Source organism: Acinetobacter sp. Ac_3412 (genome assembly GCF_013072675.1).
In the GTDB taxonomy this organism is placed as follows: domain Bacteria; phylum Pseudomonadota; class Gammaproteobacteria; order Pseudomonadales; family Moraxellaceae; genus Acinetobacter; species Acinetobacter higginsii.
Map to the genome: position 1 here is coordinate 145,996 of NZ_LXUJ01000012.1, position 24,277 is coordinate 170,272.

Here is a 24,277-nt window from a genome sequence, read left to right on the forward strand (position 1 = left end):
TATTCCTTGACTAAATTTTAGCGTTTGCCAAGCCTAAATGCTGTATCAATTTTTTGTATTTTTCATAAAAACTTCATAAAAAAAGCTCCTCGAAAGGAGCTTTTTAAGATGACTCAACTTGAGTTAAATCAAATTACCAAATATCAGAGTCGACTCTTTTCTTCAACTCTGGATAATTATCAATCTTAAACTCAGGTTCTTTAATACCTTTCTTAAGCTGCGAGGTATAGTCTTTTAACAAAGTCCGCGCCATTGGCGTTAACAGCAAAATTGCGATCAAGTTAATCGTTGCCATGATACCCATGAACAAGTCAGCCATTGACCAAACCAGTGGCACACTACCGATCGCACCGAAATACACCATCACCAATACAAAGATTCGGAAGATGAACATCACTTTCGGATTGTTATTAATAAACTGCACATTACTTTCTGCATAGGCATAGTTACCTAGAACAGCTGAGTAACAGAATAAGAATAACAAGATCGCAAGGAAATCACCGCCCCAGCTACCCACTTGTGTCTCTAATGCACGTTGTGTCAGTTCAACACCAACAAAGCCCGCATCGTGGTAAACACCCGACACCAAGATAATAATCGCGGTACTGGTACATACAATAAAGGTATCTACGAATACACCGAGCATTTGCACCAAACCTTGGTTCACTGGATGTTTTACATCAGATGCTGCTGCCGCATTCGGTGCCGAACCCATACCCGCTTCGTTTGAGAACAAACCACGCTTGATCCCTTGCATCATTGCCATCGAGATCATTGCACCAAAGAAACCACCTGCTGCCGCATTAAACTGGAATGCTTCAGTGAAGATCAGTTTGAAGATACCTGGAAGAAGTTCGTAATTGCTGATGGCAATATACATCGCCACTGCTAAATACAGACCCGCTTTTAATGGGACAAACATTTCTGCAAATTTAGCGATACGTTTGATACCACCAAAAATTGCCAATGCAACCATCACCACAAGCGCAAGACCAACCCATGAAATTTCTAAATCAACACCGCCTAAGTGAGCGATGAGATTCGCTTTATCCCAACCCCAAGCGTGAGAAGAAGCATTAGCAATCGCATTGATTTGGACTGAGTTAAATACAAAACCATAGGTAAAGATCAGTGCAAGTGCGAAGATCACACCAAAGGTTTTGCTACGTAAGCCTTGAGTAATATAATAAGCTGGTCCACCACGGAATTGCTTACTGTTACTGTCTCTGACTTTAAACAACTGTGCGAGTGAAGATTCGATAAATGCTGAGCTCATCCCGAGAATCGCAGTAAACCACATCCAAAACACGGCACCCGGTCCACCAATCGCGATCGCGATTGCAACACCCGCAATATTACCTACACCAACACGACTTGCTAACCCCGTTACAAAAGCCTGAAAAGGTGTAAGTCCATGTGAATCTTTCTCTTCACCTTTGCTGCGACTGCTCTTCATCACCTTGATACTGTGGAAGAACATTCTGATTTGGACAGCTTTCGTTGCAATGGTATAGAAAATACCAACTGCAAGCAGGAAAACAACGAGAAAGTCCCATAAAGGATCATTGAAAAAACTTACCCAAGCCATCAGGGTGTCATTTAATTTTTCATTCATCACTTATTCGCTTTTAAATATTTTATGTACATCCGTACATATACGATAACAATGGATGAATCAAAAAAGCCCCGCTTGGGGCTTTTGATCCGACTTAGGCAAAGAATTTCAAAATTAATTGAATTACTGTTGCGTTAATTAAATCAACGAAGAACGCACCACAAAGCGGAACAATCAAGAAGGCTTTATGAGATGGTCCGTACATATTGGTAATCGCTTGCATGTTTGCAACTGCAGTTGGTGTTGCCCCCATACCAAAACCACAGTGACCTGCCGCCAATACCGCTGCATCGTAGTTTTTACCCATGACGCGGAAGGTAATAAACGCAGCATATAATGCCATCGTAATGGTTTGCGCACCTAAAATAACGACAAGTGGACCAGCCAAATCTGCCAACTGCCATAATTTTAATGAAAGCAATGCCATTGCAAGATAAAGCGATAATGATGCATTACCAAATACATCAATTGCACGGTCAAAGATATCTACTTTTAATACGCTTTCTAAGATATTACGTAAGATCACACCTCCGCCAAGCGCCCAAACGAATGTTGGTAACTCGAACCAAGTGCCCTTACTGAAACCTGTCATGAATTCTGCGAATGCCAAACACGCAGCAAACATACCCAAAGTGGTAATCGCATTATCAGCCGTAATTAAACGAACCTGATGTGGATTTTCAAATGGTGCCAGCTCGTCAGGATGTTGATCTAAATGCGTATCACGATTTTTGATTTCAGCTGGGGTCTGTGCTTGAGCAAGGCTATAACGGTTAATCAACAACTTCGCCAATGGACCACCGATAATACCACCGATAATCAGACCGAAAGTTGCACTCGCCATACCCAAAGCTAACGCACCTTGAATCCCATGCTGGGTCTCAAGAATTTCACCCCACGCACCTGCAGTACCGTGACCACCTGTCAATGTGATTGAACCTGCAATCAAACCCACCAAAGGATCAATACCTAGCATGGTTGCAAGGCTCATGCCGACAGCGTTCTGTACCACAATAAAAGAGGCGACACATACCAAGAAGATCACTAAACCAATACCGCCTTCTTTGAGCTTCATGAAGTTAGCACTTAAGCCAATCGAAGCGAAGAAGATCAACATAAAACTGGTTTGTAATTCACTACTAAAAACAATACTGTAACCCCAAAGTGAGTGTACAAGTAGTGAAAGTACCGCTGCAACCAAACCACCAGCCACAGGCTCAGGAATGTTATAGCGTTTTAAGAAGTCAATTTTATTAACGAGCAAACGTCCTAATAACAAGACGATGACCGCCGAAATTAGGGTATAGAAACCATTAAAAGTAAATTCCATATCTTCTTCCGTTTATTTTATTCGCTCTAGCGATGATTTTTCCACCACTTTGGAACGCATAAAATAGTAACTCTCAAAATGAGTGAAAACTCAATCAACTTAATAAAAAGCATACAGTTCTAAGCAAGAACTGAGGCCTGTTTCGTTGATCAGTTTTCACGGATGATTTACACCTACAGGATAGATGGCTTAGAAGTTATAGCGAGCCATGGCCCCTACACGATTATCCTTACCTTTTTGTCCATCAAAGGTCTTACGTTCGCCGTAGACATACTCTAGACCAAACGTAATCGGTGTGACTGGTGAATACATGATATTCCACCAACCTTGTTGCAAGGTTTTGTTCTGCGCAGCATCTTTTGCAATCACCGCTTGTTTAGCAAAGTCATTGCTATCATCAGCAAACATTGCGCCATAAGCCAAGGTACTACGTAATTTAGGGTTAATTTGATAAGTTGCACCTAAAGTTAGCGCATCAAACTCATTCAAATTTAAACCGAAATTATTTGGATTTACGTTATAAGCATTGTTGGTATACAACAAGAATTTGCTGTCACCCTTCACATGCGAGTAATCAATCATCGCCTGCAACGCATCGCTGAACTTATATTTTGCACCAACCGCAACACCCCAGCCTAATTCAGCGTCATTGGCACTGAGCTGTTTGTCATTATTGTAAGCAGCTTTACTGCGGGCTTCGGTAAGTAACACACGTGCAGAGCTTGTGCCCTGACCTTCTGCAAAATCATATTTTAATTTTGAAGTTAAAGCAGGCGCTCGGTTATCGTCATTGCCTTTTTCCAAAGCAACAAAATAATGTGTCGTTGGATTAAATGCACCACTATAACGGACCATTGGCGTACGGTAAGTCCCGATTCCCAAAGGCGAGTTAAAATCAAGCATTTCTGGCTGTAAGTCAGTTGCCAAGAAAGTTGAGGTTGTTTGACCAAATAGCCAGTCATTCATTGTTAAATAAGCATGGCGAATACGAATAGTGTCATTACTACTACCACCACGGAAATCGACTTCTAACTTACCACCCACTTCAGCGCCTTCGACTGGTGCTTTAAAATCAAGCCCCAAACGGGTAACCGTTGCAGTGCTGTAGAAGCGATCACTGTTCTTTTCAGCGCCTTCTAAATCAACCTTATTGATGCGGTTAAAGATCCCGTCACCACCTTTAGATTGATAAGAAGCATCACCACGTAAGAAACCGTGTAATTTAACTTCTGCGCCAGACGCAGTGTTAAACACTAATTGCGACTTTTTAGGAACAGCGGGTGCCACAGCTACATTTGCAGGGTGATCTGGGTGTGTTTCTTTAAAATTAGAATGTTCCTGTACAGGAGCAAGGTCATTTTTTTGTTTTGCTTGGGGAACATATTGCTGTAATAAAGCTTTTAATTCCTTCACTTCATCACGAAGTTGTTGAATCTGTTCTTGCTCACTAGCAGCGTGTGCGTTGTTCATCATTAAGGCAGCAACAGTGATTGCTAAACCTTGTAGTACGAACGGCTTACGGATGAGAGATACACTCATGAGAAGCTCCTTGTATCTGTGTATATTTCAACATTTTCTAGCGGCATAAAATTGGATAAATTTGCTATGCCTAGGATAGAAAATTCCCCTCACCTTATCAGTAAGGAAAGCCCAATCAGTTTTTTAAAAAGGGCGTATTATGCATAAATTTCGAATATTGTGTGTACTTTTTATTTAAGGAGTTTTCATCATTTTCGCGTGAATAAAAAAATAGTTTTTCGATTTCATTATGTTACTAATAGTTTTCTTTTTCACACAAACCAAACAAAACATATAAAACATACTACAACTTATCATAAAGCTTTCTTTTTGTGATTATTTTTTACACACCGCTAAAGTTGTATGTGAAAAACTATCTGCAAAAAGCATTTATTGATTTATAGTCAGCACACATTAAAAGATCAAAATGATGAGGAGTTTTTTATGAACACGGAACAAGTCCGCTATGTAGATGAAGCAATTACGTCTCGTCATTCAGTCCGTGCATTTTTAGATACCCCTATCGAAACACAAACCATCAAAGATATTTTAGCGGTAGCAAGTCGTGCGCCTTCTGGCACCAATGTTCAGCCTTGGAAAGTCTATGTGGTGACAGGGCAAAAACGTGCAGAGATGATTGATCGTGTTTGCACTGCCCAAATTGAACTGCTACAAAACCCTGAGCTTGCAGCACAATATCAAGAGACTTTTGCCTATTATCCTGCAACTTGGATCTCACCGTTCATTGATCGTCGTCGTGCCAATGGTTGGGGACTGTATGGTTTGCTGGGCATCCAAAAAGGCGAAAAAGAAAAAATGGCCGCACAACAATTGCGTAACTTTCAATTGTTCGATGCCCCCGTTGCTTTATATTTTACCGTGAATAAAGTCATGGGGATCGGCTCCAAAATGGATATTGCCATGATGATTCAAAACGTCATGGTGGCTGCTAAAGCGCGTGGCTTAGATACTTGCCCGCAAGCCGCATGGAATCACTTTCATCCAATCGTACTGGATATTTTGGGCGCACCAGAAGATGAAGAACTGGTTTGTGCAGTGGCTTTAGGTCATGCTGACCCTGAGCATATTGTGAATACCTTTATTACACCGCGTGAACCTGTTGAAAACTTCACGGTGTTTTTAGACTAGACTTGTAAATAAAGCAGTCTCTAAGCTGAGAGACTGCTTTGCTGTTTTCCAACTTTTAAAATGGCAAACAATCCTGCACTGGTAAACAGTAACATCATGATGCCCATGTTCAGAGATGCCTTCCATACCAAGAAGTTCAAGATAATCCCAGCCAACAGACCACAAGCAAATTGCATACTGCCCATAATGGCACTGGCCGTGCCTGCACGTGCCCCTTGCTGAGACATCGCCAAAGCCATGGCATTCGGCCCTGTTAAACCAATTCCTGATACCACCAAGAATAAGCCTGACATTAGCAGTAATAGCGGTGCATCCGCCATCAATCCAGCAGTCAGCACAATGAATGCCCCAAAACATTGGATTAGACCACCCAAACGCAGGCGTTGGAAAATTCCCATTCGGGTATTCAGATGTTTATTCAGCGAGGACATCAACATAATCCCTGCTGCATTCAACGCAAATGCATAAGAGAAATGCTGCTGGGACAATCCATATTGCCCCATAAACACTTCGGAAGCAGAGCTGATATAGCAGAATAAAGCTGCGCCAGTTAAGCAGCCCGCAAACATTGGTACTCTAAAGCTCTCATCTTTGAGAATGGCAGCATAGAGTGTAGTCACTTGATAGGCTGATAATTTTAAACGGCGTTCAACAGGCAGTGACTCTTTAAAGAAGAAATGTACACAGAGCCAACACATCACCCCAATCATCGATAAAGTGATAAAAATCGCTTGCCATGGAAAGAAATTAAGAATCCATGCACCAAAGATTGGCGCCAGAATCGGTGCCAGCCCCATCACAATCATCATGCTGGAAAAGGCTTGTGCAGAGCCGTGCATATCCAGACGATCACGAATGGTTGCTCGCGCCATGACCACACCGACACAGCCACCTAAAGCTTGAAAGATACGAGCTGCAATCAAAGCCCACTCATTGCTTGCAAAGACACAGGCCAAACTGGCAATCGCATAAAGCCCCAAGCCAAAATATAATGGCTTTTTACGTCCAATACGGTCACTAACAGGTCCATAGATCAACTGTCCAATCGCCAGTCCCAAAAAATAAGCGGGTAAGGTATTGGCCACCATTTGTGTACTGACCCCAAACTCATCTGCCATTTGCGGCAAAGCGGGTAAATACATATCGATCGACAACGGCCCTAATGCGGTTAACAAAGCAAGCAACAAAATCCATGCTGTTGAATATTGACGCTGATTGGTTTGCTCTGCCTGCATAATGCTCTACTTTTCATGTTAATCACCATTCTAAGCTTAGCATCCTCAACATATTTGTGCATAATAAGAATCAGAAAATTGATTGCAGAATACAAAAAGGACAAACTTTGAATCCTTGGTTCGGACGTTTAAGACAAGCAACCTATAACACCACGTTTATGTATAACGTGCGTATGTTAATCGCCTTTACGGGCACTGCTTTTGTTCCCTATCTTTTAGATTATCAATTGGCAACGATTCCCTTAACACTCGGTGTCGTTGCAGCCGCGATTAGTGATATTGATGACCGCTTTTCTGTGCGCATCATGAACCTGATTTATACCTATATCGGGTTCTTCATTACAGCAGCTTCGGTTCAACTGTTATTCCCCTATCCGATTGCCTTTGCAATTGGATTAATCGCCTCTTGTATCGGCTGGATCTTATTGGGTTCTTTAGGTCGTCGCTATGCCACCATTGCCTATGGTTGTCTAGTCATTTCGGTCTATTCCATGTTGGGTGTACATTTATTTGAACAATGGTATCTGCAACCTGCTCTGCTTGTTGTTGGTGCTGCTTGGTATGGCTTACTTTCAACCATCAGCTTTCTATTGTTCCCCGTACGTAAAGTTCAAGATCAACTGGCTGCATCCTACACCGCCTTAGGGAGTTTCTTATTCGCTAAATCAAACTTATTTGATGTGGATATGACCCCCTCTAGCTATCAACAAAGTATGATTGATATCGCCATGGAAAATGGCAAGTTGGTCGCAATCTTTAACGATATGCGGATGTCCCTGTTGACGCGTCTCAAAGGTGACCGTGGACAAAAGGGAACTCGACGAAGTCTGCAATACTATTTTGTCGCTCAAGATATTCATGAGCGCGCCGATTCAGCTCATATCGATTATCAAAAACTGGCAAAAGTCTTTCAACATAGTGATATTTTATTTCGCTTTCAAAGGATCTTATCGATTCAAGGCAAAGCCTGTCAGGATTTGGCTCAATCTATTTTAAGTCGTACCCGTTATGTACATAACAAGCGCTTTAAGCATAGTTTTGAGAACTTGCGTTTATCATTAGAAAAACTACGCAAAGATGGACACTATGATCAAGTCAGAATTAATGCCTTATTTGCACTTTATCAAAACCTCAAATCGATTGATGCGCAACTACAAAATCTTGAAACAGAACGAAACCTGCAAAAGATCAATGCACAACATACCGAAAGCCAGTTAAAAGATGATGATCTAAAAGGCTGGAATGACATCATGGTGCGAGTGAAACAACATCTCACACCCGAGTCGGTATTGTTCCGTCATGCGGTACGTTTGTCGATCGTATTGTTTATTGGCTATCTGTTTATTCAGCTTACTAATATTGCATATGGTTACTGGATTCTGCTTACTGCGTTATTTGTATGCCAACCCAACTTCAATGCCACCAAACGACGTTTGTATTTACGTATCGTCGGAACATTGGTCGGTATTATCGTTGGACTTGCCATCATCTATTTTATTCCTTCAATCGAAGGTCAATTGGTGATGTTGATTCTGAGCGGCGTACTGTTTCTGGAGTTACGCAGTAAGCAATATGCACAAGCCACTGCATTCATTACCATTCTTGCGTTAATCAACTTTAATCTGGACGGCTCTGCATTCGCAGCGGGTCTACCCCGTTTTATTGATACTGTGATTGGGTGTGCTTTGGCATGGTTTGGTGTCAGCTTTATTTGGCCAGACTGGAAATTCCGTAGACTACCGCGTTCGATTCAACGTTCTCTACAGGCGCAATGTAAATATCTTGCCGAAGTCGTAGAGCAGTATCATCAAGGTCGTAATAATGCCTTGAATTATCGCGTCGTTCGACGTGCCGCACACAATACCGATGCTGAAGTGGCTTCTCTGATTTCAACCATTGCAACTGAACCGAATATTGATGTGAATCAAAAAAGTTTAGCGTTTGAGTTTTTATGCCTAAGCCATACTTTTTTAAGCTACATCGCAGCTTTAGGTGCACATCGAGAGCAAATCCAAGATCAGGAAGTATTGGACTTACTCGATCAGGCTTTAGATGATATTCAAGGTGCGCTACTCAGAGATGAAGTTCCTGATTTATCAGCACAAAATCTGATGCAAACCATTCGTGACCGTCTCAGCCGCAATGAAGATAATGATCCAAAATCACTGATCATTTTGCAGCAACTTTCACTTATGCTCAGTGTGTTGACACGCTTAAGTATGCTGAAACAGAGTCTGAGCCATGAACCGAATGAAGATGGTACCGAATTTGCTTCACTTTAATGGCTGTTGTGATTGCAATAGCCGCCCATGATTCGCCATTGGCATAATATCTTTGCATGCCAATAGATGTTAAACTAAACCCAGTTATATACTCATTTTTTATACTATGACCGCCAAAACGCTATACGCTTATACGCTACAACCTGTTCCTTACGAAGTTTCTGAAGCTGAACAACGTCAAGCTCAACTGATGATTTGGCGTAGTACCAACAAATTCAGCCGCAAAGCATGGATGATTATGATTGCACTGGTTGTGCTCTCATTGGTTGCTGCAGGACTTATTAAATATTATTCAACCTACTCAACCGTGATTTGTTGGGTCGTGATTGTCAGTGTGGTGCTGTTCTATTTGATCAAACGTTTTGGTCTGGAGTGGTACGTTAAACGCAAGATGACTGAATTCCCAGTACAAGAAATTAAAGGACTCCGTTTAGGCGTACAACCACACGGTATCGTGATGCGTCAAAAAATGGGTCTGCAAGAAGGTACTGCAACCATTGGTTGGAAAGACATTTATGAATGGTATAGCTCTCCTGACTTTATTTTGGTGAACTTCAAGGTAAAAACAAAAGGTGAAGAACAACAAGGTGCCTATATTTTACCAAAGCGTATGGACTCGAAAAATTTCTCGTTCAATACCGTACGCAGACACCTCAATGAAACGGTTGGTGCACCTAAATCAATCTAATAGATTAATCACTATAAAAGACCTCTCGACATGAGAGGTTTTTTAATGCCCATTAAATAAATGAGAATCAAAATCAATATTACCTGCAAAATCCATATTATGTTCTTATTCTTGGGTTATAATTTTTTACATGAATTCCATTATCTTTCCATTCTTTGACCATGTTTAAAAAAGTTTTCTTCCAAATCCATTGGTTTTTAGGGATTACCGCGGGGCTTATTCTCTCTTTGATGGGAGTAACAGGTGCAATCTATTCATACGAACCACAGATTCTAAAATGGATCAACCAAGACAGCTATGTCGTTGAGGTTGCCCAAACACCGAAACTCACCCCTGCCCAACTGTATCAACATTTCAATCAACAACAACCCGAAATTGAAATTAACAGCATTACCATTGCCGCCGATCCTACCGAATCGTCAACCGTCAATATTAAAAAAGAAGGTGCGCGTCGTGGCTATAATATGATGGTCAACCCCTATACAGCGGCAGTATTACCTGAAGTTAAAGGGCGTGATACGCTGCAATTTATTCAGCGTTTACACCGTAATTTAACTGCTGGTGAATTTGGCGCACAGATTACTGGGGCATCGACCCTCATGCTGATTTTCTTTGTATTGAGTGGCATCTATCTACGCTTTCCAAAGAAACATAGCTTTAAACAATGGTTGTTTATTAAACCTAAACTGAAAGGTCGTAATTTTATTTGGGATCTTCATGCAGTAGTGGGAACCTGGGTGGTTGTGTTCTATCTACTGTTTGCATGTACAGGCTTATATTGGTCTTATGACTGGTGGCGTGCTGGCATGTTCAAAGTTATGGGCGTTGAACAACCACAACGTAATCAACAAAATGAACGTGGTAAAGATAAACAACCAGAGCTAGAAAAAACGCAGATTAACACCATTCTGACGCAAACATGGACAGGCGTAAATGCACAGATTGGCCGTGAATATTCTAGCCTCACCTTAAATATTCCTAAACGTGATGATGCCAAGGTTGAACTTTCATTTGTCGATGCTATTCCACAACATGAGCGTGCACGCAACCAAGTGGTTTATAACTATCAAAACAATAAATTCGAAAAATTCGAACTCTATGAAGATAAAAAGCTCAATGAAAAAATCATGAGCAGCATGCTGCCAGTACATCGCGGTAGCTTCTTTGGTTCAACCTATCAATTTATTGCCATGTTGGCTTCATTAGCAATGCCACTGTTCTTTGTAACGGGTTGGATGCTCTATCTAAAACGTCGTAAACAGAAGAAATTAACTCAAGCGGCACGTCAGTCACTCGGCGCACAGCAGATTGATCCAAATGCTAAGCCTTGGCTGATTACTTATGCAACGCAAACTGGTGTGGCTGAACAATTGGCTTGGCGTACAGCGACCAGCTTACAAGAAGCACAACAGCCCACCACGGTTAAACCAATTCAGCAACTGACTGAGCAAGATCTATTACAAGCACCACAGGTTTTATTCGTAGTCAGTACCTATGGTACAGGTGAGGCACCTGATCTGGCCGCAAGTTTCAGCAAGAAACTGATGCAACAAAAGCTTGATCTTAGCCAAATGCAATATGCTGTACTGGCACTGGGTTCAAAAGAATATCTTGATAGTTATTGTAGCTTCGGCTATGCGGTAGATGCATGGTTAAAGCAATGCCATGCTCAACCATTATTCGACTTGATCGAAGTGGATAATGCCAATGCCACTGATATTCAGCGTTGGAATCAGGGCTTGTCTGCGGTAACCCAGCATGAGCTACATGCGATGAATATTGAGAAAGTATTTGATCAATGGACGCTAAGCGAACGCACCCTACTTAATCCAGATAGCTTAGGGCAGGCAGCTTATAATATCGAGCTGACCTCAGCATCTGACATGACCTGGCATGCGGGTGATATTGCAGAAATTCAACCTGCCAACAGTTTGACCGATATTCAGAATTTCTTGATCAAGTATCAAACCCCAGCACATAGTATCGTTAAATCATTGAAGCAAAATATTGAACAAGCGCTGTGGGATAGAAATCTGCGGGTTGAAATCCAGCCTTTTAGTACGCTTGAAGATTTACTGAAACAGTTGCCCACCCTACCCGCACGTGAATATTCGATTGCGAGTATTCCCTCTCAACAAGTACTAAGACTGGTGGTTCGCCAAAAACGTGATGAAAATGATCAACTCGGTCTTGGTTCTGGCTGGTTAACCGAATTTGCGCAACCCAAACAAAACATCGCCCTGCGTATTCGAACCAATGAATCATTCCATTTAATTGATGACAACCGCCCAATTATCTGTATTGGTAATGGTACTGGTATCGCAGGTCTCATGAGCTTGTTACAGCAACGTAATCGCCAAAATTACACTGCCAACTGGCTGATCTTTGGTGAACGTCAACGCGAACATGATTTCTTCTATCAAGAAACCATTCAAGCCTGGTTAAACATGGGAACACTACAGCGCCTGGATTTGGCTTTTTCGCGAGATCAAGAACAGCGCATCTATGTTCAGGACGTATTGCGCAACAATGCAGATGAACTGATCAAATGGGTTGAGCAAGGTGCTGTGATTTATGTCTGTGGTAGCATTGAAGGTATGGCTTCTGGTGTCGATCAGGCATTGATGGAAATTCTTAGCGAAGAAAAACTGGATGAGTTAAGACAAGCTGGTCGTTATCGCCGAGACGTTTATTAATTCTTCTCTATAAAAAAAAACGAGTGCTAGCCACTCGTTTTTTTATAAGACAATAAGAGGATTTGCCTTTCTCTGAATTTTGCATACACTTAGCACGGTTCAAATCGACACAATTAAGATTATGCAAATAAGTTCATGGGTTCGTATTATTTTAGCCCTTATCGGTTCAGTTCTGTTCTTAGATGGCGCAATTCTGATCGCTTTTAAAAAGATTCATATCGGAACCGTACTGCCGCTGCTACTTGGACTATTTTTCTGTCTCTATGCTTATTTCTATTATCATATTGAACGTTTCTTTTTCTATCATTTCCGCTTGCATTCAATCTGGCGCTTTGGCTGGCTCTGTTTCTGGATTTGGTTAGTTAGCTTAGGCTATTTCTTTGATTATCTGTCCGATAACAATGATAAAACTCAACATATCCCTGCGGTTAAAGCGATTATCGTACTAGGTAGTGGTGTAGAGAAAGGACAACCATCTGCAACACTCGCAAAACGTTTAGACCGTGCCGCCCCAATTGCTTTAGCTCAGCCTCAAGCAAAATTAGTCATGACAGGTGGTATTGATTTTGGTGAAACTGATAGCGAAGCCGTGGTGATGTCACGTTACGTACAACAACACTATCACCTTCCTGCATCACAAATCATTTTGGAAGATAAAAGCACCAGTACTGAGTTAAATCTCAAAAATAGTCAAACCTTATTGCAGGCACAACACATCAATATTCAGCAGCCAATTGCAATCGTGACCAGTGACTTCCATACCTTACGTGCCGCTGCCATTGCCAAGAAACAAGGCTACAGCAATATCACCATGCTTGGTGCAACCACACCTTTGGCAACACGTTATAACGCATAGTTAAGAGAATACTTTGCCTATGCGAGTGGCTGGATTTTAAATGAGTATTGATTGAGAGATTACCCTCTCAATTAGGATGAAGCTGAGTTATGCAAACGAATATCACGTGGTAAAGGGAGTTTTAACTCAGCAAAGACATCTGGACGTTGTAAATATATTTGGTATAAAAAATTCTTAATATCCAATAATAAAGAATCAGGGGAAACCAGTAAATTGTTTCCCTCTGGGGTTAAGTCTAGAGATAAGATCGTATTATTTTCTTTTAAAAATGGAATTAATTTTTCAATAAAAGCCAGTAATGGTACTTCCTGAATTTCGTATTGCGCCCAATTGTCTTTAATTAGCAGTTTTGCCAAACTTTTATTCTGCCACACGGATAAAGCATGCTGTCCAGATGGTGTTGAGCATAAGGCCCAACCATCGTGATACAGTGCAATCACATGACGTTGCATAACAATATTTTGAATGAACTGACGGTAAGCGTCTTTGAGTGAAGAACCAGAAGGTGTAGTTTGAGATTTCGACGCAGCCTTGCGTTGATAAGGGTTTCTCATAAAGTACTTCAATATTAGAATCATTATTGACGCTAATCATAGAATAACTTTGTATGGATTACAATGATATGAGATTTAAGGAAGATATATGGTGGGCGCTGACGGGATCGAACCGCCGACATTCTGCTTGTAAGGCAGACGCTCTACCAACTGAGCTAAGCGCCCTGAGCGAGGATAAACAAAGCGAAGCTTTGTCTGAGCGCAAGAGAAAAATCCTTGATTTTTCTAATGGCATCTCGAATCAGAGATCAAGTATAAAGATACTTGTTAAAACTAACACTCTCTTAAATTGATATCAAGAGAATGGCGCAGCGGACGGGGCTCGAACCCGCGACCCTCGGCGTGACAGGCCGATATTCTAACCAACTGAACTACCGCTGCACTGTATTACTTCTATTGAGAAGTAAATGTCACAAATTATGGTGGGCGCTGACGGGATCGAACCGCCGACATTCTGCTTGTAAGGCAGACGCTCTACCAACTGAGCTAAGCGCCCTAAGGAATAAAAACTGATTAACTATCAATCTTTATGACGCAAGATAAAAATTATCATCTTGTATCCCAAGGTGTTCATTCTTGCAAATTTAAGTGGCGCAGCGGACGGGGCTCGAACCCGCGACCCTCGGCGTGACAGGCCGATATTCTAACCAACTGAACTACCGCTGCACGATAATTTTGCAATCATGACAAACAATTATTAAAACTTAAGTGGCGCAGCGGACGGGGCTCGAACCCGCGACCCTCGGCGTGACAGGCCGATATTCTAACCAACTGAACTACCGCTGCACTTGAGTTTTAACGTAAAGGCTTGGTGGGCGCTGACGGGATCGAACCGCCGACATTCTGCTTGTAAGGCAGACGCTCTACCAACTGAGCTAAGCGCCCTTAACGTCTTCATCGTTTGTGAGGTGCATTATAGAGAATCTTTACAGCCTGTCAAACGCTTTTGCCACTCTTTTCCGAAAAAACAGTACGAATGATTAAAAAATAAGTCATTCCATCAAAAAAATGATATTTTCGTATTTTATTTAAGCACTTATTTGCATTTTCACGCTTTATTTTCTAAGGCTTGTTCAGAAATATAAACCACAGCTTGCTCAGAAACGAGTTCAAACAGTTCAAGAATTTCATCATTCTTCATACGAATGCAACCATGTGACATTGGAATGCCCATCGGTTCTGTATCAGGAGTACCATGAATATAGATATAACGCTTAAAGGTATCGTGCCCTTCCCCATGGTTAAAGCCTTCTTCTAAACCATCCAACCATAAAATTCGTGACAATATCCAATCTCGTTGTGGAAATTGTTGCGCTAATTGCTGGTCATACACTTCACCCGTGGGCTGGCGTGCAATAAATACGGCATTTTTAGGTGCATCACCACCAATCTTTTGAGCAACCTGATGCCAACCTCTTGGCGTCTTGCCACTATTTTCTTGCTCACCAATGCCGTTCTTACCAGAAGAGATCACATAGAATTTATTATGTTTTGGCAAACTTAAGGTCTGTTGTGCCAAGTCAATGACAATGTCTGCCTGATCTAAGGTGTAGCTCATTTTTATCTCGATAACTGATAGAACATCTTTATTTCAACATAGACTATCGGCTTTTTCTTGTACTTTTCAGTAGTTTTAATTATCTGTTGGTTTTAAATATAAAAAACAAAACAGCATGATTTATCTTTGAGATAAGCTAAAAGCAGTGCTTTAAGTTTATTTAGCCTCGCCACTCACAGCATATGAGCCATATTTGGCGCAAGGTCTTGCGCATGAGGAAGATATTCCCGCAAGAGCGTTACTTTCTTCACTCGAACATAGTTCTCGTCTTGCGCATGAGGAATATATTCCGCAAGAGCGTTGCTTTGCTTATCCTCGCTCAGGCTCGGGGCGTAACCACAGCCATACAGCCACGATAAACATAGTGACATCGGTAAAAACTTTTACCCAAAATGGCGCATTGGTAAAGAGCATCAAAATACCACTGATCAGCATCATGATACTGGCAATCCATTTTGCCTTACGCGGGACTGTGCCATGCTCACGCCAGTTGCGTAAGGTTGGTCCATACTTCGGATGATTCAATAACCATGCATCCATTTCAGGCCAGCCTTTTGAAGCAGCCCACGCTGCTAAAATCAGAAAGACAGTGGTTGGCATCCCCGGTAGAATTGCCCCTATAATTCCTAACGTAATAAAAATCACGACTAAACTACGCCAGAATAATGTTTTCATTGAGCAATTAACCAACACCGATTTACAACCGTGCTAGTATAAAGTGTTTTTATCGTTCTTTCTTAAACTTCACTTATTATTTCAATGATTGAGTTAATTCATGCCTAACCTGATTACCACTTCCAGTTATTTTGAACCGTGGTTACAGTTTAATAACCCAATCGTACGTCATTTAGCATTTTGTATCGCCAGCCCGAGTATATTGGCTCAGATTCCCAATGAGCTTAATGTAAAACATCATTTTGAGCTTCATCACGATTCGATTTGGCACACTCATTATCAAAACTATGAACAGCGATTAAAGCAACTGGATCAACAGCCTCAGCCACTGATTGATTTTCTGGCACAACTCAAAAGTACCCGTCTCGGTTTGCGTTTTGAGAATTTACTCTGGTTCTGGTTATTGGATGATGACTATCATCCCTACCAACTGTTGGGACATAGTATTCAAAAAATTGCAGGTGCAGTCACCTTAGGTGAACTCGATTTTGTTGTACTCAATACACGAACAAATGAAATCGAACATTGGGAAGTGGCATTAAAATATTATCTGGGTGAAAACGAATTAGATTTAGCACAATGGTACGGCCTAAACCGCGAAGATACCTTGCAGCGAAAGTTAAAACATTTTACTGAACGTCAATTTCAGTTTTCAGAAGCCAATCACCATCAAATTCAAAGAAAGTTTGCAGTGATGAAAGGTCAACTCTATCTACCTGAGCAACAAAACAGCTTAAGTTTACCGTCTTGGATCAATGCATCACGGCGTTTAGGCCAATGGGGAACCCAGATACCGCAAACACCTTATTATCGTTTACAACGACATGAATGGCTCTGCCCTGATTTAGAGCCTTCATCACAAACTGCAGTCTGGTGGAGCAATGGTTTGTATTATCAGGATCAGCCAACGCCTTCTTATTATATGTTTCGCCAACCTTCGCTTTTATTTATGAAATAAAGTGAATTATTATTCTACAAATTAACATTTTATAACACATCTACCATCAAACCCACATAGTCATTTTCTGTTAACTTTTTTAGCCTCTTAAGTACATCATAATTAAATTGAAATGGAGACGATGATGAAAAAAATTTTAGTTGCTTCAATCATGACTGCTTTTGTTTTAACTGGCTGTAATACATTCAAAGGTATTGGTAAAGATGTGTCTAAGGCAGGTGATAAAGTCACACAAACTGCGGAGAAAACACAAGATAAAATGTAATCCCTGAAAGCAACTTACCAAAACCTTATCTAAACCTAGATAAGGTTTATTTTCCCATACCTTTCTGCTGCATATTCCCCTATTATATCGGTTCACATTTCACCAGATTTAGCTACATCTCGCATGAACCATTCCGATACGCTTGAACTTAGTTTACAACTCCTTCGTCAACCTTCTGTAACGCCTGTAGATCATGATTGTCAAAACATCATGGCAGAACGCTTAGCAAAGATTGGCTTTAATATCGAAAACATGCGTTTTGAAGATGTTGATAATTTATGGGCGCGCCGCGGTACTGAAAATCCAGTATTCTGTTTTGCAGGACATACCGATGTGGTACCAACTGGCCATTTAGACGCATGGAATTCAGATCCATTTTTACCAAGTATTCGCGATGGTAAGTTATATGGTCGTGGTTCTGCAGACATGAAGACCGCTTTGGCTGCAATGGTGGTTGCTTCTGAACGTTTTGTCGCAAAGCATCCAAATCATAAAGGCTCAATCGCCTACCTGATCACCTCTGACGAAGAAGGTCCATCTATTAATGGTACAGTTAAGGTCGTTGAAACATTAGAAGCGCGTAATGAAAAAATGACGTGGTGCTTAGTTGGCGAACCATCAAGCACAAATCAACTGGGCGATATCGTCAAGAATGGTCGTCGTGGCTCTCTAAATGCTGTACTGACTGTTCATGGCAAGCAAGGTCATGTTGCCTATCCACATCTCGCTGAGAACCCAATTCATTCTGCTTCTAAAGCCATCAATGAATTGTGCGAAACTGTTTGGGACAACGGCAATGAATACTTTCCTGCAACCTCATTCCAGATTTCAAATATCCAAGCAGGCACTGGCGCAACCAACGTCATTCCAGGGACATTAAAAGTGACCTTTAACTTCCGTTATTCAACCGAAGTGACTGCGGACATCTTAAAACAACGTGTACTTGAGACCTTAGATAAGCATCAACTGAATTATGATATTCAGTGGACTTTATCGGGTTTGCCTTTCCTTACACCTGTTGGTGAGTTGGTGAATGCTGCAAAAACAGCGATTAAAAATGTTACAGGCATTGATACGGTACTTTCAACCAGTGGCGGAACTTCAGATGGTCGCTTTATTGCCCCTACAGGTGCACAAGTACTTGAACTCGGTGTGTTGAATGCCACCATCCATCAGATTAATGAACATGTCAATGTGGCTGAGCTTGAACCATTGGCTGAAATCTATGAACAGATTTTAATCGAGTTACTTGCTTAAAAATAAAAGAGATCAATAAAAAAAGGAACTCAAATGAGTTCCTTTTTTATTACAACCCGAGCTGGGTTTGTATATTTTGCAAATGGGGAACATAGAATTCATGCTCTCCCATTTTTACATATTTAAAGACTTTGTCGTCATCGGTTTCGCGCTCTTCATCCACAATCTCTGAAATACGCACACGAATCGATTCAGGCATTTCATCGCAGACCAAAGCAAATCGTTCAGAAACGTCATCCCCTTCAATCACCAATGCGACGCCTTGTTTCTGCTTCGGATCATTCACAGCATAGACTGGAAGTTTTAAATCATGCCATTCGATATGATCAACATTGGTTTGGGTATCCATTGCTGATAACACAATATTTTGTGGTAACAGCATCGGTACTTTTTGATGACATTGAATAATATATGCATCAATAAATCCGGTTGAGACCGTAATTAAATGTTGTAACTCTTGCTGGTCAATCTGTCCCAGTGCTGAGTTTGCGCTTTTCTTAGCCATTATTTTTCACCTCTTAGCGCACCGCAAGTAAGCTTTCAATATTTTCCAAGAGCGCCTCTTCTTGGAATGGTTTACCCATATACTGGTTTACACCCAATGATAATGCACGTTCACGATGCTTCTCACCGGTACGTGATGTAATCATGATAATTGGCAAGTCACGGTGAATTTCATGATGTCGTACCAGATTCGAAACCTCGAAACCATCCATACGTGGCATCTCGATATCCAATAACATCAGATCTGGCTTAACCGTCTCAAGCTGTTCAATTGCATCGACACCATCTTTCGCGGTTACAACATCATAGCCTTGACGCTCTAATAGACGTGAAGTCACCTTACGTACCGTCACCGAGTCATCGACAATCATAATCAAGCGACGTTCGTCATAACGCTGCTTGGTATAGGTCTCATCCGCCTGCTTACTACGTGCAGTTGATTGCGCTTGTCGCGCAATATTTTGACCGTCCAAGATCAAACAAACCTGACCATCACCGAGAATCGTTGCACCTGCAATCACGCCAATACTGGAGAACTGTTGTCCCACTGGTTTGACCACAATCTGTCCACGCGAGCCAATCAACTGATCAACCAGTAATGCCGTGGTCTGACCTTGCGCACCTTTAATCAACAGCACAGGTAAGGAATGGACCACACCACTCAATCGTGGAATTGGCTGCCCAGCAACAAACTCAGACAAGTAACGTAAACGATAACGCTCTTGATCAATGCTGAAGTAATCATCCTGACTTTCAAAGTACTGTTCTAAGGCCATTGGTGAGATACGTACAATACGATCGATCTGTGCCAATGGGAACGCGAACTGTTGATCGCCTGCTTTTACCATCAAGGCATCGCTCACCGCCACGGTAGTTGGTACGCGAATGGTAAAGGTGGTGCCCTGACCTAAGCTTGAATCGACACTGACGTGACCACCTAAGGCTTTAATATCACTTTGTACAACGTCGAGCCCTACACCACGTCCAGAAATTTGAGTGACTTGAGCCGCGGTACTAAAGCCTGGATGGAAGATAAATTGTAGAATTTCTTCCTGATCAAGCTTTTGGTCTTTGGTCATTAAACCAGTCTGTAATGCTTTTTCTTTAATGCGGTTAACATCAATCCCTTTACCATCGTCACTAAAGGTCACAACAACATCCGTGCCTTGACGACCAATGTTCAACACAATATGTCCAGTCTCTGGCTTTTGTGCCTGTAGACGTTGTTCACGGTCTTCAATCCCGTGGTCAATCGCGTTACGTAACATATGTTCAAACGGCGCAACCAAACGTTCAAGAATACTGCGGTCTAATTCACCTTCAGTATTATTCACCACCAGTTCTGTTGGGCGGTTTAAGGTCGATGCTGTTTGACGCACAATACGTTGTAAACGCGGCAATAGACGTGAGAATGGCACCAGACGAGTACGCATCAAGCTTTCTTGAATTTCAGCCTGAATACGTGACTGCTGTAACAACAAACCTTCGGTATCACGAATCTTTTCAGACAGTGTAGTTTTAAAGTCAACCAAATCCGATGCAGACTCGGCCAAAGACTTGGACAATTGATTCAACGATGAATATTGGTCCATTTCCAATGGGTCAAAGTCGGCATAACGTGAGTTTTCACCCCCATGTCGTGCAATAATCTGACTTTCTAACTCACCCTCCATTCGGCGTAACTGATCCGCCAAACGTTTGATTGCCAGTTCCATTTCCGTCAAGGTACCACCCAATTGACCTAAGTCCATCTCGATACGTGAACGGTTGATCGCATTCTCCCCTGACAAATCAATCATCTTCTCGATGACGTCAGCAGAAACACGGATCATTTCATTATTCTGTTCAATGCGTTCAGCAGTTTCCCATTCACCTAGCATTGACGGTGGCTCAGTGCCATCCCCTTGAACAAACTCCATCGTATATTCAGGCGTAAAGATGTCTTTGGCAGAGAGTTTCTGTGGCAGTTGTGCCGAAACATCGACAAATTCCATCTTCTCCAAGCTTTGTTTTAAGCCATCAAAGTTTGCATATTGGCGTTTAGAGATCGCATCCTCAAGCCACGCAAATGCAGTGTTGAGTAGGTTGTCATACACATTTGAATTGAAATGATGTACACCAAATTGCTCGAATGCATTTTCCAAGTGGTAGGCAATAATGGCAATCGCATCCATTTCTGCCATACGTGCCCCGCCCTTAAGACTGTGGGCATTACGCTGTAACTGCAACAGTAAACTACGGTTACCGCGTTGATCAAACCATTGTTTTAATAAGCCTTGTGCCTGCTCTATTAACTCTTCCGCTTCTTCAAGGAACGTTTGTTCAACCAAAGAGCGAACATCGTCATCTGCTGACGCGGTCTCTGTCTCAACCGTTTGAGCTGCTGAAGTATCTTCCAACACTTCTTCTTCGACTTCAACAATGCCAACTTGCTCTTCAAGTGCTATTGGCTGCACGTCAATTTCAGCTTCGACAAGTTCAAGTACGTCTGCCTGAGTATCAACACGCTCAGTTTCATTTACTTCGGTTACAGGTATAGCCTCAACAACTGTTTCAACCGTTGCAGGAGCAACTGTTTGATCTGCTTGTTGCAGTAACTGCACCACATGCGTCGACGGATAATCTGTTTGCTGATCGCGAATGGTTTGAATACGATCGGCAATATCATCTTGGACTAAACGAATGATCGCAATCAGTTGTGGTGTTGCCTGAATCTGTTGGTTAATCAGTTTTTCATAAATCGTTTCCAACTCATGCGCAATCAAACCAATATGACGTGCTTGAATCATATTTGAACCACCTTTTAAGGTGTGCAAATAACGCATCAAGTTCTTTAAAGCATTAATATTTTGGTGATCGGCAGTCCACGTAATTAGATCAGCATCAATCCCCCCCATCAACTCATCTGCTTCTTCAAGGAAGATATCCAACAAGTCAGGATCAAAGTCGCGGTTTGCATCACTTGATTGTAACTGTTGCTTATCCAGAGCCAACTGAGCAGCGAATGCGGTGACATCAATCGTTGCTGACACAGACTCAGTTTTGACTGGCGCAACCGTTATAATTGCATCTGATGACTCAGCAACATCTTCAATTACAGCTAATTGATCTTGTAGTGTTGCTGGTACCGATTCAGTTTCAACTGGATCTGCCACAGCAGCTGTTTTCGACAAATCGGCCAATACAATCAAAGTGTGTGTCGATGGATAATCTATCTGCTGATCACGAATGGTTTGAATACGATCAGCAATATCATCTTGCACTGAACGAATCGCAGTAATCAACTGTGGCGTTGCTTGAATCTGTTGATTGATCAACTTCTCGTAGATGGTTTCCAATTCATGCGCAATCAAACCAATATGACGCGCTTGAATCATATTTGAACCACCTTTTAAGGTATGCAAATAGCGCATTAGATTCTTTAAGGCATTGACGTTTTGATGATCCGCAGCCCATGTATTCAGGTCAGTATCAATCCCACCCAGTAATTCATCAGCTTCTTCAAGGAAGATATCCAATACGTCAGGATCAAAATCTCGATTCGCTTCATCTGACTGTAACTGCTGCTTATCTAAAGCAAATTGCGCGGCTAGATCAGTGCTCGCAATAACAGGCTTAGTTGCCTCTTGGAGTTCGACTGTATTTGTCTCTTCAATGGCCTCAGTCATCTCAACAACAGGTGTTTCCAGAGCCTCAACATTTTGCTGAGTGAAGGAACTTAATTCATTTAAAACAAGCTCATGCGCTTTACTTAAGGTAACACGCTGTCCTGCTGCCAAAGTATCAAACAGTTGGATAAACTGTTGATGGACTTGATGATAAAGCTCAAATGCATAATCAAGATTAAGTAGACTTGGTTTAAAGAGAATATCTTGATAACTAGAACGCAACTGACTGGTGTATTGATACATGCCAATGGTTGCATGGTGATGCGTATGCTGCAACAAGGTTTCAGCTTGCTGGCTGAGTAACTGAATATATTGCGGGAACTCATGACGTGCACGCTTTTCAAAATCAAACTCAACGTCTAAGAGATCATTAATATTGAGTTCAAGTAACTCAGAGACTAAACCTTGTGGCCGAACGGTGTTCCCATTCTTTTCTTCAAGTTGGAAATCGTAGCTATCCCAAGCAACATTGAAGGTCTGATAGATTTCATCAAATTTCTGCTGTGGGGCTTGCTGTTTCAAAGTATGTAAATAATCACGTACAAATTGAGCATAATGTGTCAACAGAGCCGTTTCATCTGAGCTTGAATCCAGCTCTTCTTGTAATAATGTTTTAAACAAATTCTCAACTTTTGAGCTGGCTTCAAACACATGATCAACCTGTGCCATGGCAGAGCTACCACGTAAAGTATGTAATGCTCGAATCAGCGTATTATAGTGATCATTACTTGGACGATCATTCACCAAGAATTGATCAATCGTGGCGAGATGCTCTTCTGCTTCTTCCAAGAAGATGGCCAAAGTTTCCTTCGCAAGAACCTCATCATCAGTATGAACTGTTGTCTCAGCAGAAAGAGATTCGACTGCGATAGTTTCAGGAACTGTTTCTTCAACTGCTTCGACATCTGCCCATTCAAGACCCGTCACGACATCATCATGTGTCAGATCAGTAGCAAGCTTAAACAACTCAGCCAATGCTGGCTCAGGACTTTGCTGTTGTTGTAATTGTTGTCCTAATAAAACCAGCGGTCTGAAGTCGATCAGATGACTTTGAACTGCTTTAAAATCATGAATCAGTTTAAAACGGTAGAGATTGAAAACTGCTTGTATATAGCGTTGGATATCGGTATTTAAGCTAATCGTACCCGCAATCACACGATTTAAAGTATCTTCAACCGTCCACGCCAACTCTCCAGACGATTTCGCTCCCACCATTCTTCCAGAGCCTTTCAGGGTATGGAAATGGCGACGAATATCGGTGAGCACATCTTGCTGATGTGGTTGTTCCGTCCATTGAACTAATAATGGTTCTAACTCAACAAAGATCTCATCTAATTCTTCAATAAAAATTTCAAGAATCTCTGCATCTTGTTCAAGATAACTGTCTTCAGGAAGCGTCATCGTTTCAACTAACGTTTTTAATATTTGTTTCATAGCTGCTTCTTTCGTTTTTATCCACCAACGTGGGT

The 24,277-nt window shown here is 41.7% G+C and carries 17 protein-coding genes and 6 tRNA genes; 8 read left to right on the forward strand and 15 right to left on the reverse strand.

Translation table 11 applies throughout. The annotated features are described in order from the left end of the window. Positions 1 to 133 precede the first annotated feature (133 nt). The 3 genes from A7P54_RS15980 to A7P54_RS15990 form a co-directional block, all read right to left on the reverse strand. On the reverse strand, positions 134 to 1,615 hold the full coding sequence (locus tag A7P54_RS15980) for an alanine/glycine:cation symporter family protein (protein ID WP_004802963.1): 1,482 nt from the start codon (positions 1,613 to 1,615) through the stop codon (positions 134 to 136). Positions 1,616 to 1,709: 94 nt separating this feature from the next. Next, positions 1,710 to 2,945: a sodium/glutamate symporter gene (gene gltS / locus A7P54_RS15985; RefSeq protein ID WP_171550155.1), complete on the reverse strand. Its 1,236-nt coding sequence runs from the start codon at positions 2,943 to 2,945 to the stop codon at positions 1,710 to 1,712. A 189-nt stretch (positions 2,946 to 3,134) separates the two neighbouring features. After that, positions 3,135 to 4,484 (reverse strand): DcaP family trimeric outer membrane transporter, encoded by a 1,350-nt coding sequence (locus A7P54_RS15990; protein WP_171550156.1) that lies wholly within the window; start codon positions 4,482 to 4,484, stop codon positions 3,135 to 3,137. A 423-nt stretch (positions 4,485 to 4,907) separates the two neighbouring features. Here A7P54_RS15990 and A7P54_RS15995 point away from each other — a divergent pair, with 423 nt between their 5' ends. Next, on the forward strand, positions 4,908 to 5,612 hold the full coding sequence (locus A7P54_RS15995) for a nitroreductase (protein WP_171550157.1): 705 nt from the start codon (positions 4,908 to 4,910) through the stop codon (positions 5,610 to 5,612). A 20-nt stretch (positions 5,613 to 5,632) separates the two neighbouring features. Here A7P54_RS15995 and A7P54_RS16000 read toward each other — a convergent pair whose 3' ends face one another. Further along, positions 5,633 to 6,847 carry a multidrug effflux MFS transporter gene (locus A7P54_RS16000; RefSeq protein ID WP_171550158.1) on the reverse strand — a complete coding sequence of 405 codons (1,215 nt, stop codon included), beginning with the start codon at positions 6,845 to 6,847 and terminating at the stop codon, positions 5,633 to 5,635. Positions 6,848 to 6,954: 107 nt separating this feature from the next. Between A7P54_RS16000 and yccS the strand changes: the two genes are divergently transcribed. The 4 genes from yccS to A7P54_RS16020 all read left to right on the forward strand — a co-directional run bounded on the left by yccS (position 6,955) and on the right by A7P54_RS16020 (position 13,369). Beyond that, positions 6,955 to 9,129 (forward strand): YccS family putative transporter, encoded by a 2,175-nt coding sequence (gene yccS, locus A7P54_RS16005; protein WP_171550159.1) that lies wholly within the window; start codon positions 6,955 to 6,957, stop codon positions 9,127 to 9,129. 106 nt (positions 9,130 to 9,235) lie between these two features. Then, entirely contained in the window at positions 9,236 to 9,817 is a 582-nt protein-coding gene (locus A7P54_RS16010; RefSeq protein WP_004802952.1) for a YcxB family protein, read from the forward strand. Between the two features lie 161 nt (positions 9,818 to 9,978). Next, positions 9,979 to 12,513: a sulfite reductase flavoprotein subunit alpha gene (locus A7P54_RS16015; RefSeq protein WP_171550160.1), complete on the forward strand. Its 2,535-nt coding sequence runs from the start codon at positions 9,979 to 9,981 to the stop codon at positions 12,511 to 12,513. A 121-nt stretch (positions 12,514 to 12,634) separates the two neighbouring features. Further along, positions 12,635 to 13,369, forward strand: a complete 735-nt coding sequence (locus A7P54_RS16020) for a YdcF family protein (RefSeq protein WP_171550161.1) — start codon at positions 12,635 to 12,637, stop codon at positions 13,367 to 13,369. A gap of 71 nt (positions 13,370 to 13,440) precedes the next feature. On the opposite strand, the gene A7P54_RS16025 is transcribed toward A7P54_RS16020, so the two are convergent. The 9 genes from A7P54_RS16025 to A7P54_RS16065 all read right to left on the reverse strand — a co-directional run bounded on the left by A7P54_RS16025 (position 13,441) and on the right by A7P54_RS16065 (position 16,156). Beyond that, positions 13,441 to 13,923, reverse strand: a complete 483-nt coding sequence (locus tag A7P54_RS16025; RefSeq protein WP_004802944.1) for a DUF2750 domain-containing protein — start codon at positions 13,921 to 13,923, stop codon at positions 13,441 to 13,443. Between the two features lie 89 nt (positions 13,924 to 14,012). Further along, positions 14,013 to 14,088 (reverse strand) — tRNA-Val (locus A7P54_RS16030). Positions 14,089 to 14,227: 139 nt separating this feature from the next. Beyond that, a tRNA-Asp gene (locus A7P54_RS16035) sits at positions 14,228 to 14,304 on the reverse strand. A gap of 39 nt (positions 14,305 to 14,343) precedes the next feature. Next, a tRNA-Val gene (locus A7P54_RS16040) sits at positions 14,344 to 14,419 on the reverse strand. Positions 14,420 to 14,512: 93 nt separating this feature from the next. Further along, positions 14,513 to 14,589 (reverse strand) — tRNA-Asp (locus A7P54_RS16045). 43 nt (positions 14,590 to 14,632) lie between these two features. Further along, a tRNA-Asp gene (locus A7P54_RS16050) sits at positions 14,633 to 14,709 on the reverse strand. 23 nt (positions 14,710 to 14,732) lie between these two features. Continuing rightward, positions 14,733 to 14,808 (reverse strand) — tRNA-Val (locus A7P54_RS16055). A gap of 163 nt (positions 14,809 to 14,971) precedes the next feature. Beyond that, on the reverse strand, positions 14,972 to 15,481 hold the full coding sequence (gene elsL / locus A7P54_RS16060; RefSeq protein ID WP_004802943.1) for a cell wall-recycling L,D-carboxypeptidase ElsL: 510 nt from the start codon (positions 15,479 to 15,481) through the stop codon (positions 14,972 to 14,974). A gap of 309 nt (positions 15,482 to 15,790) precedes the next feature. Beyond that, complete coding sequence (locus tag A7P54_RS16065; protein WP_005150086.1) at positions 15,791 to 16,156, reverse strand: YbaN family protein; 366 nt, start codon at positions 16,154 to 16,156, stop codon at positions 15,791 to 15,793. A 100-nt stretch (positions 16,157 to 16,256) separates the two neighbouring features. Between A7P54_RS16065 and A7P54_RS16070 the strand changes: the two genes are divergently transcribed. The 3 genes from A7P54_RS16070 to dapE all read left to right on the forward strand — a co-directional run bounded on the left by A7P54_RS16070 (position 16,257) and on the right by dapE (position 18,636). Next, positions 16,257 to 17,114 carry a DUF1853 family protein gene (locus A7P54_RS16070; RefSeq protein WP_171550162.1) on the forward strand — a complete coding sequence of 286 codons (858 nt, stop codon included), beginning with the start codon at positions 16,257 to 16,259 and terminating at the stop codon, positions 17,112 to 17,114. 121 nt (positions 17,115 to 17,235) lie between these two features. Next, positions 17,236 to 17,379: an entericidin A/B family lipoprotein gene (locus A7P54_RS16075; RefSeq protein ID WP_016541456.1), complete on the forward strand. Its 144-nt coding sequence runs from the start codon at positions 17,236 to 17,238 to the stop codon at positions 17,377 to 17,379. 123 nt (positions 17,380 to 17,502) lie between these two features. Further along, positions 17,503 to 18,636: a succinyl-diaminopimelate desuccinylase gene (gene dapE / locus A7P54_RS16080; RefSeq protein WP_171550163.1), complete on the forward strand. Its 1,134-nt coding sequence runs from the start codon at positions 17,503 to 17,505 to the stop codon at positions 18,634 to 18,636. A gap of 49 nt (positions 18,637 to 18,685) precedes the next feature. Here dapE and A7P54_RS16085 read toward each other — a convergent pair whose 3' ends face one another. Beyond that, complete coding sequence (locus A7P54_RS16085; protein WP_005206060.1) at positions 18,686 to 19,141, reverse strand: hypothetical protein; 456 nt, start codon at positions 19,139 to 19,141, stop codon at positions 18,686 to 18,688. 13 nt (positions 19,142 to 19,154) lie between these two features. Further along, complete coding sequence (locus A7P54_RS16090) at positions 19,155 to 24,242, reverse strand: Hpt domain-containing protein (protein ID WP_171550164.1); 5,088 nt, start codon at positions 24,240 to 24,242, stop codon at positions 19,155 to 19,157. Positions 24,243 to 24,277 lie beyond the last annotated feature (35 nt).

Excerpts from the sequence above, each read along its gene's own strand:
- A7P54_RS15980 (WP_004802963.1), bottom strand. The coding sequence starts at position 1,615 with ATGAATGAAAAATTAAATGACACCCTGATGGCTTGGGTAAGTTTTTTC.
- gltS (WP_171550155.1), bottom strand. The coding sequence starts at position 2,945 with ATGGAATTTACTTTTAATGGTTTCTATACCCTAATTTCGGCGGTCATC.
- A7P54_RS15990 (WP_171550156.1), bottom strand. The coding sequence starts at position 4,484 with ATGAGTGTATCTCTCATCCGTAAGCCGTTCGTACTACAAGGTTTAGCA.
- A7P54_RS15995 (WP_171550157.1), top strand. The coding sequence starts at position 4,908 with ATGAACACGGAACAAGTCCGCTATGTAGATGAAGCAATTACGTCTCGT.
- A7P54_RS16000 (WP_171550158.1), bottom strand. The coding sequence starts at position 6,847 with ATGCAGGCAGAGCAAACCAATCAGCGTCAATATTCAACAGCATGGATT.
- A7P54_RS16010 (WP_004802952.1), top strand. The coding sequence starts at position 9,236 with ATGACCGCCAAAACGCTATACGCTTATACGCTACAACCTGTTCCTTAC.
- A7P54_RS16015 (WP_171550160.1), top strand. The coding sequence starts at position 9,979 with ATGTTTAAAAAAGTTTTCTTCCAAATCCATTGGTTTTTAGGGATTACC.
- A7P54_RS16020 (WP_171550161.1), top strand. The coding sequence starts at position 12,635 with ATGCAAATAAGTTCATGGGTTCGTATTATTTTAGCCCTTATCGGTTCA.
- A7P54_RS16025 (WP_004802944.1), bottom strand. The coding sequence starts at position 13,923 with ATGAGAAACCCTTATCAACGCAAGGCTGCGTCGAAATCTCAAACTACA.
- elsL (WP_004802943.1), bottom strand. The coding sequence starts at position 15,481 with ATGAGCTACACCTTAGATCAGGCAGACATTGTCATTGACTTGGCACAA.
- A7P54_RS16065 (WP_005150086.1), bottom strand. The coding sequence starts at position 16,156 with ATGAAAACATTATTCTGGCGTAGTTTAGTCGTGATTTTTATTACGTTA.
- A7P54_RS16070 (WP_171550162.1), top strand. The coding sequence starts at position 16,257 with ATGCCTAACCTGATTACCACTTCCAGTTATTTTGAACCGTGGTTACAG.
- A7P54_RS16075 (WP_016541456.1), top strand. The coding sequence starts at position 17,236 with ATGATGAAAAAAATTTTAGTTGCTTCAATCATGACTGCTTTTGTTTTA.
- dapE (WP_171550163.1), top strand. The coding sequence starts at position 17,503 with ATGAACCATTCCGATACGCTTGAACTTAGTTTACAACTCCTTCGTCAA.
- A7P54_RS16085 (WP_005206060.1), bottom strand. The coding sequence starts at position 19,141 with ATGGCTAAGAAAAGCGCAAACTCAGCACTGGGACAGATTGACCAGCAA.
- A7P54_RS16090 (WP_171550164.1), bottom strand. The coding sequence starts at position 24,242 with ATGAAACAAATATTAAAAACGTTAGTTGAAACGATGACGCTTCCTGAA.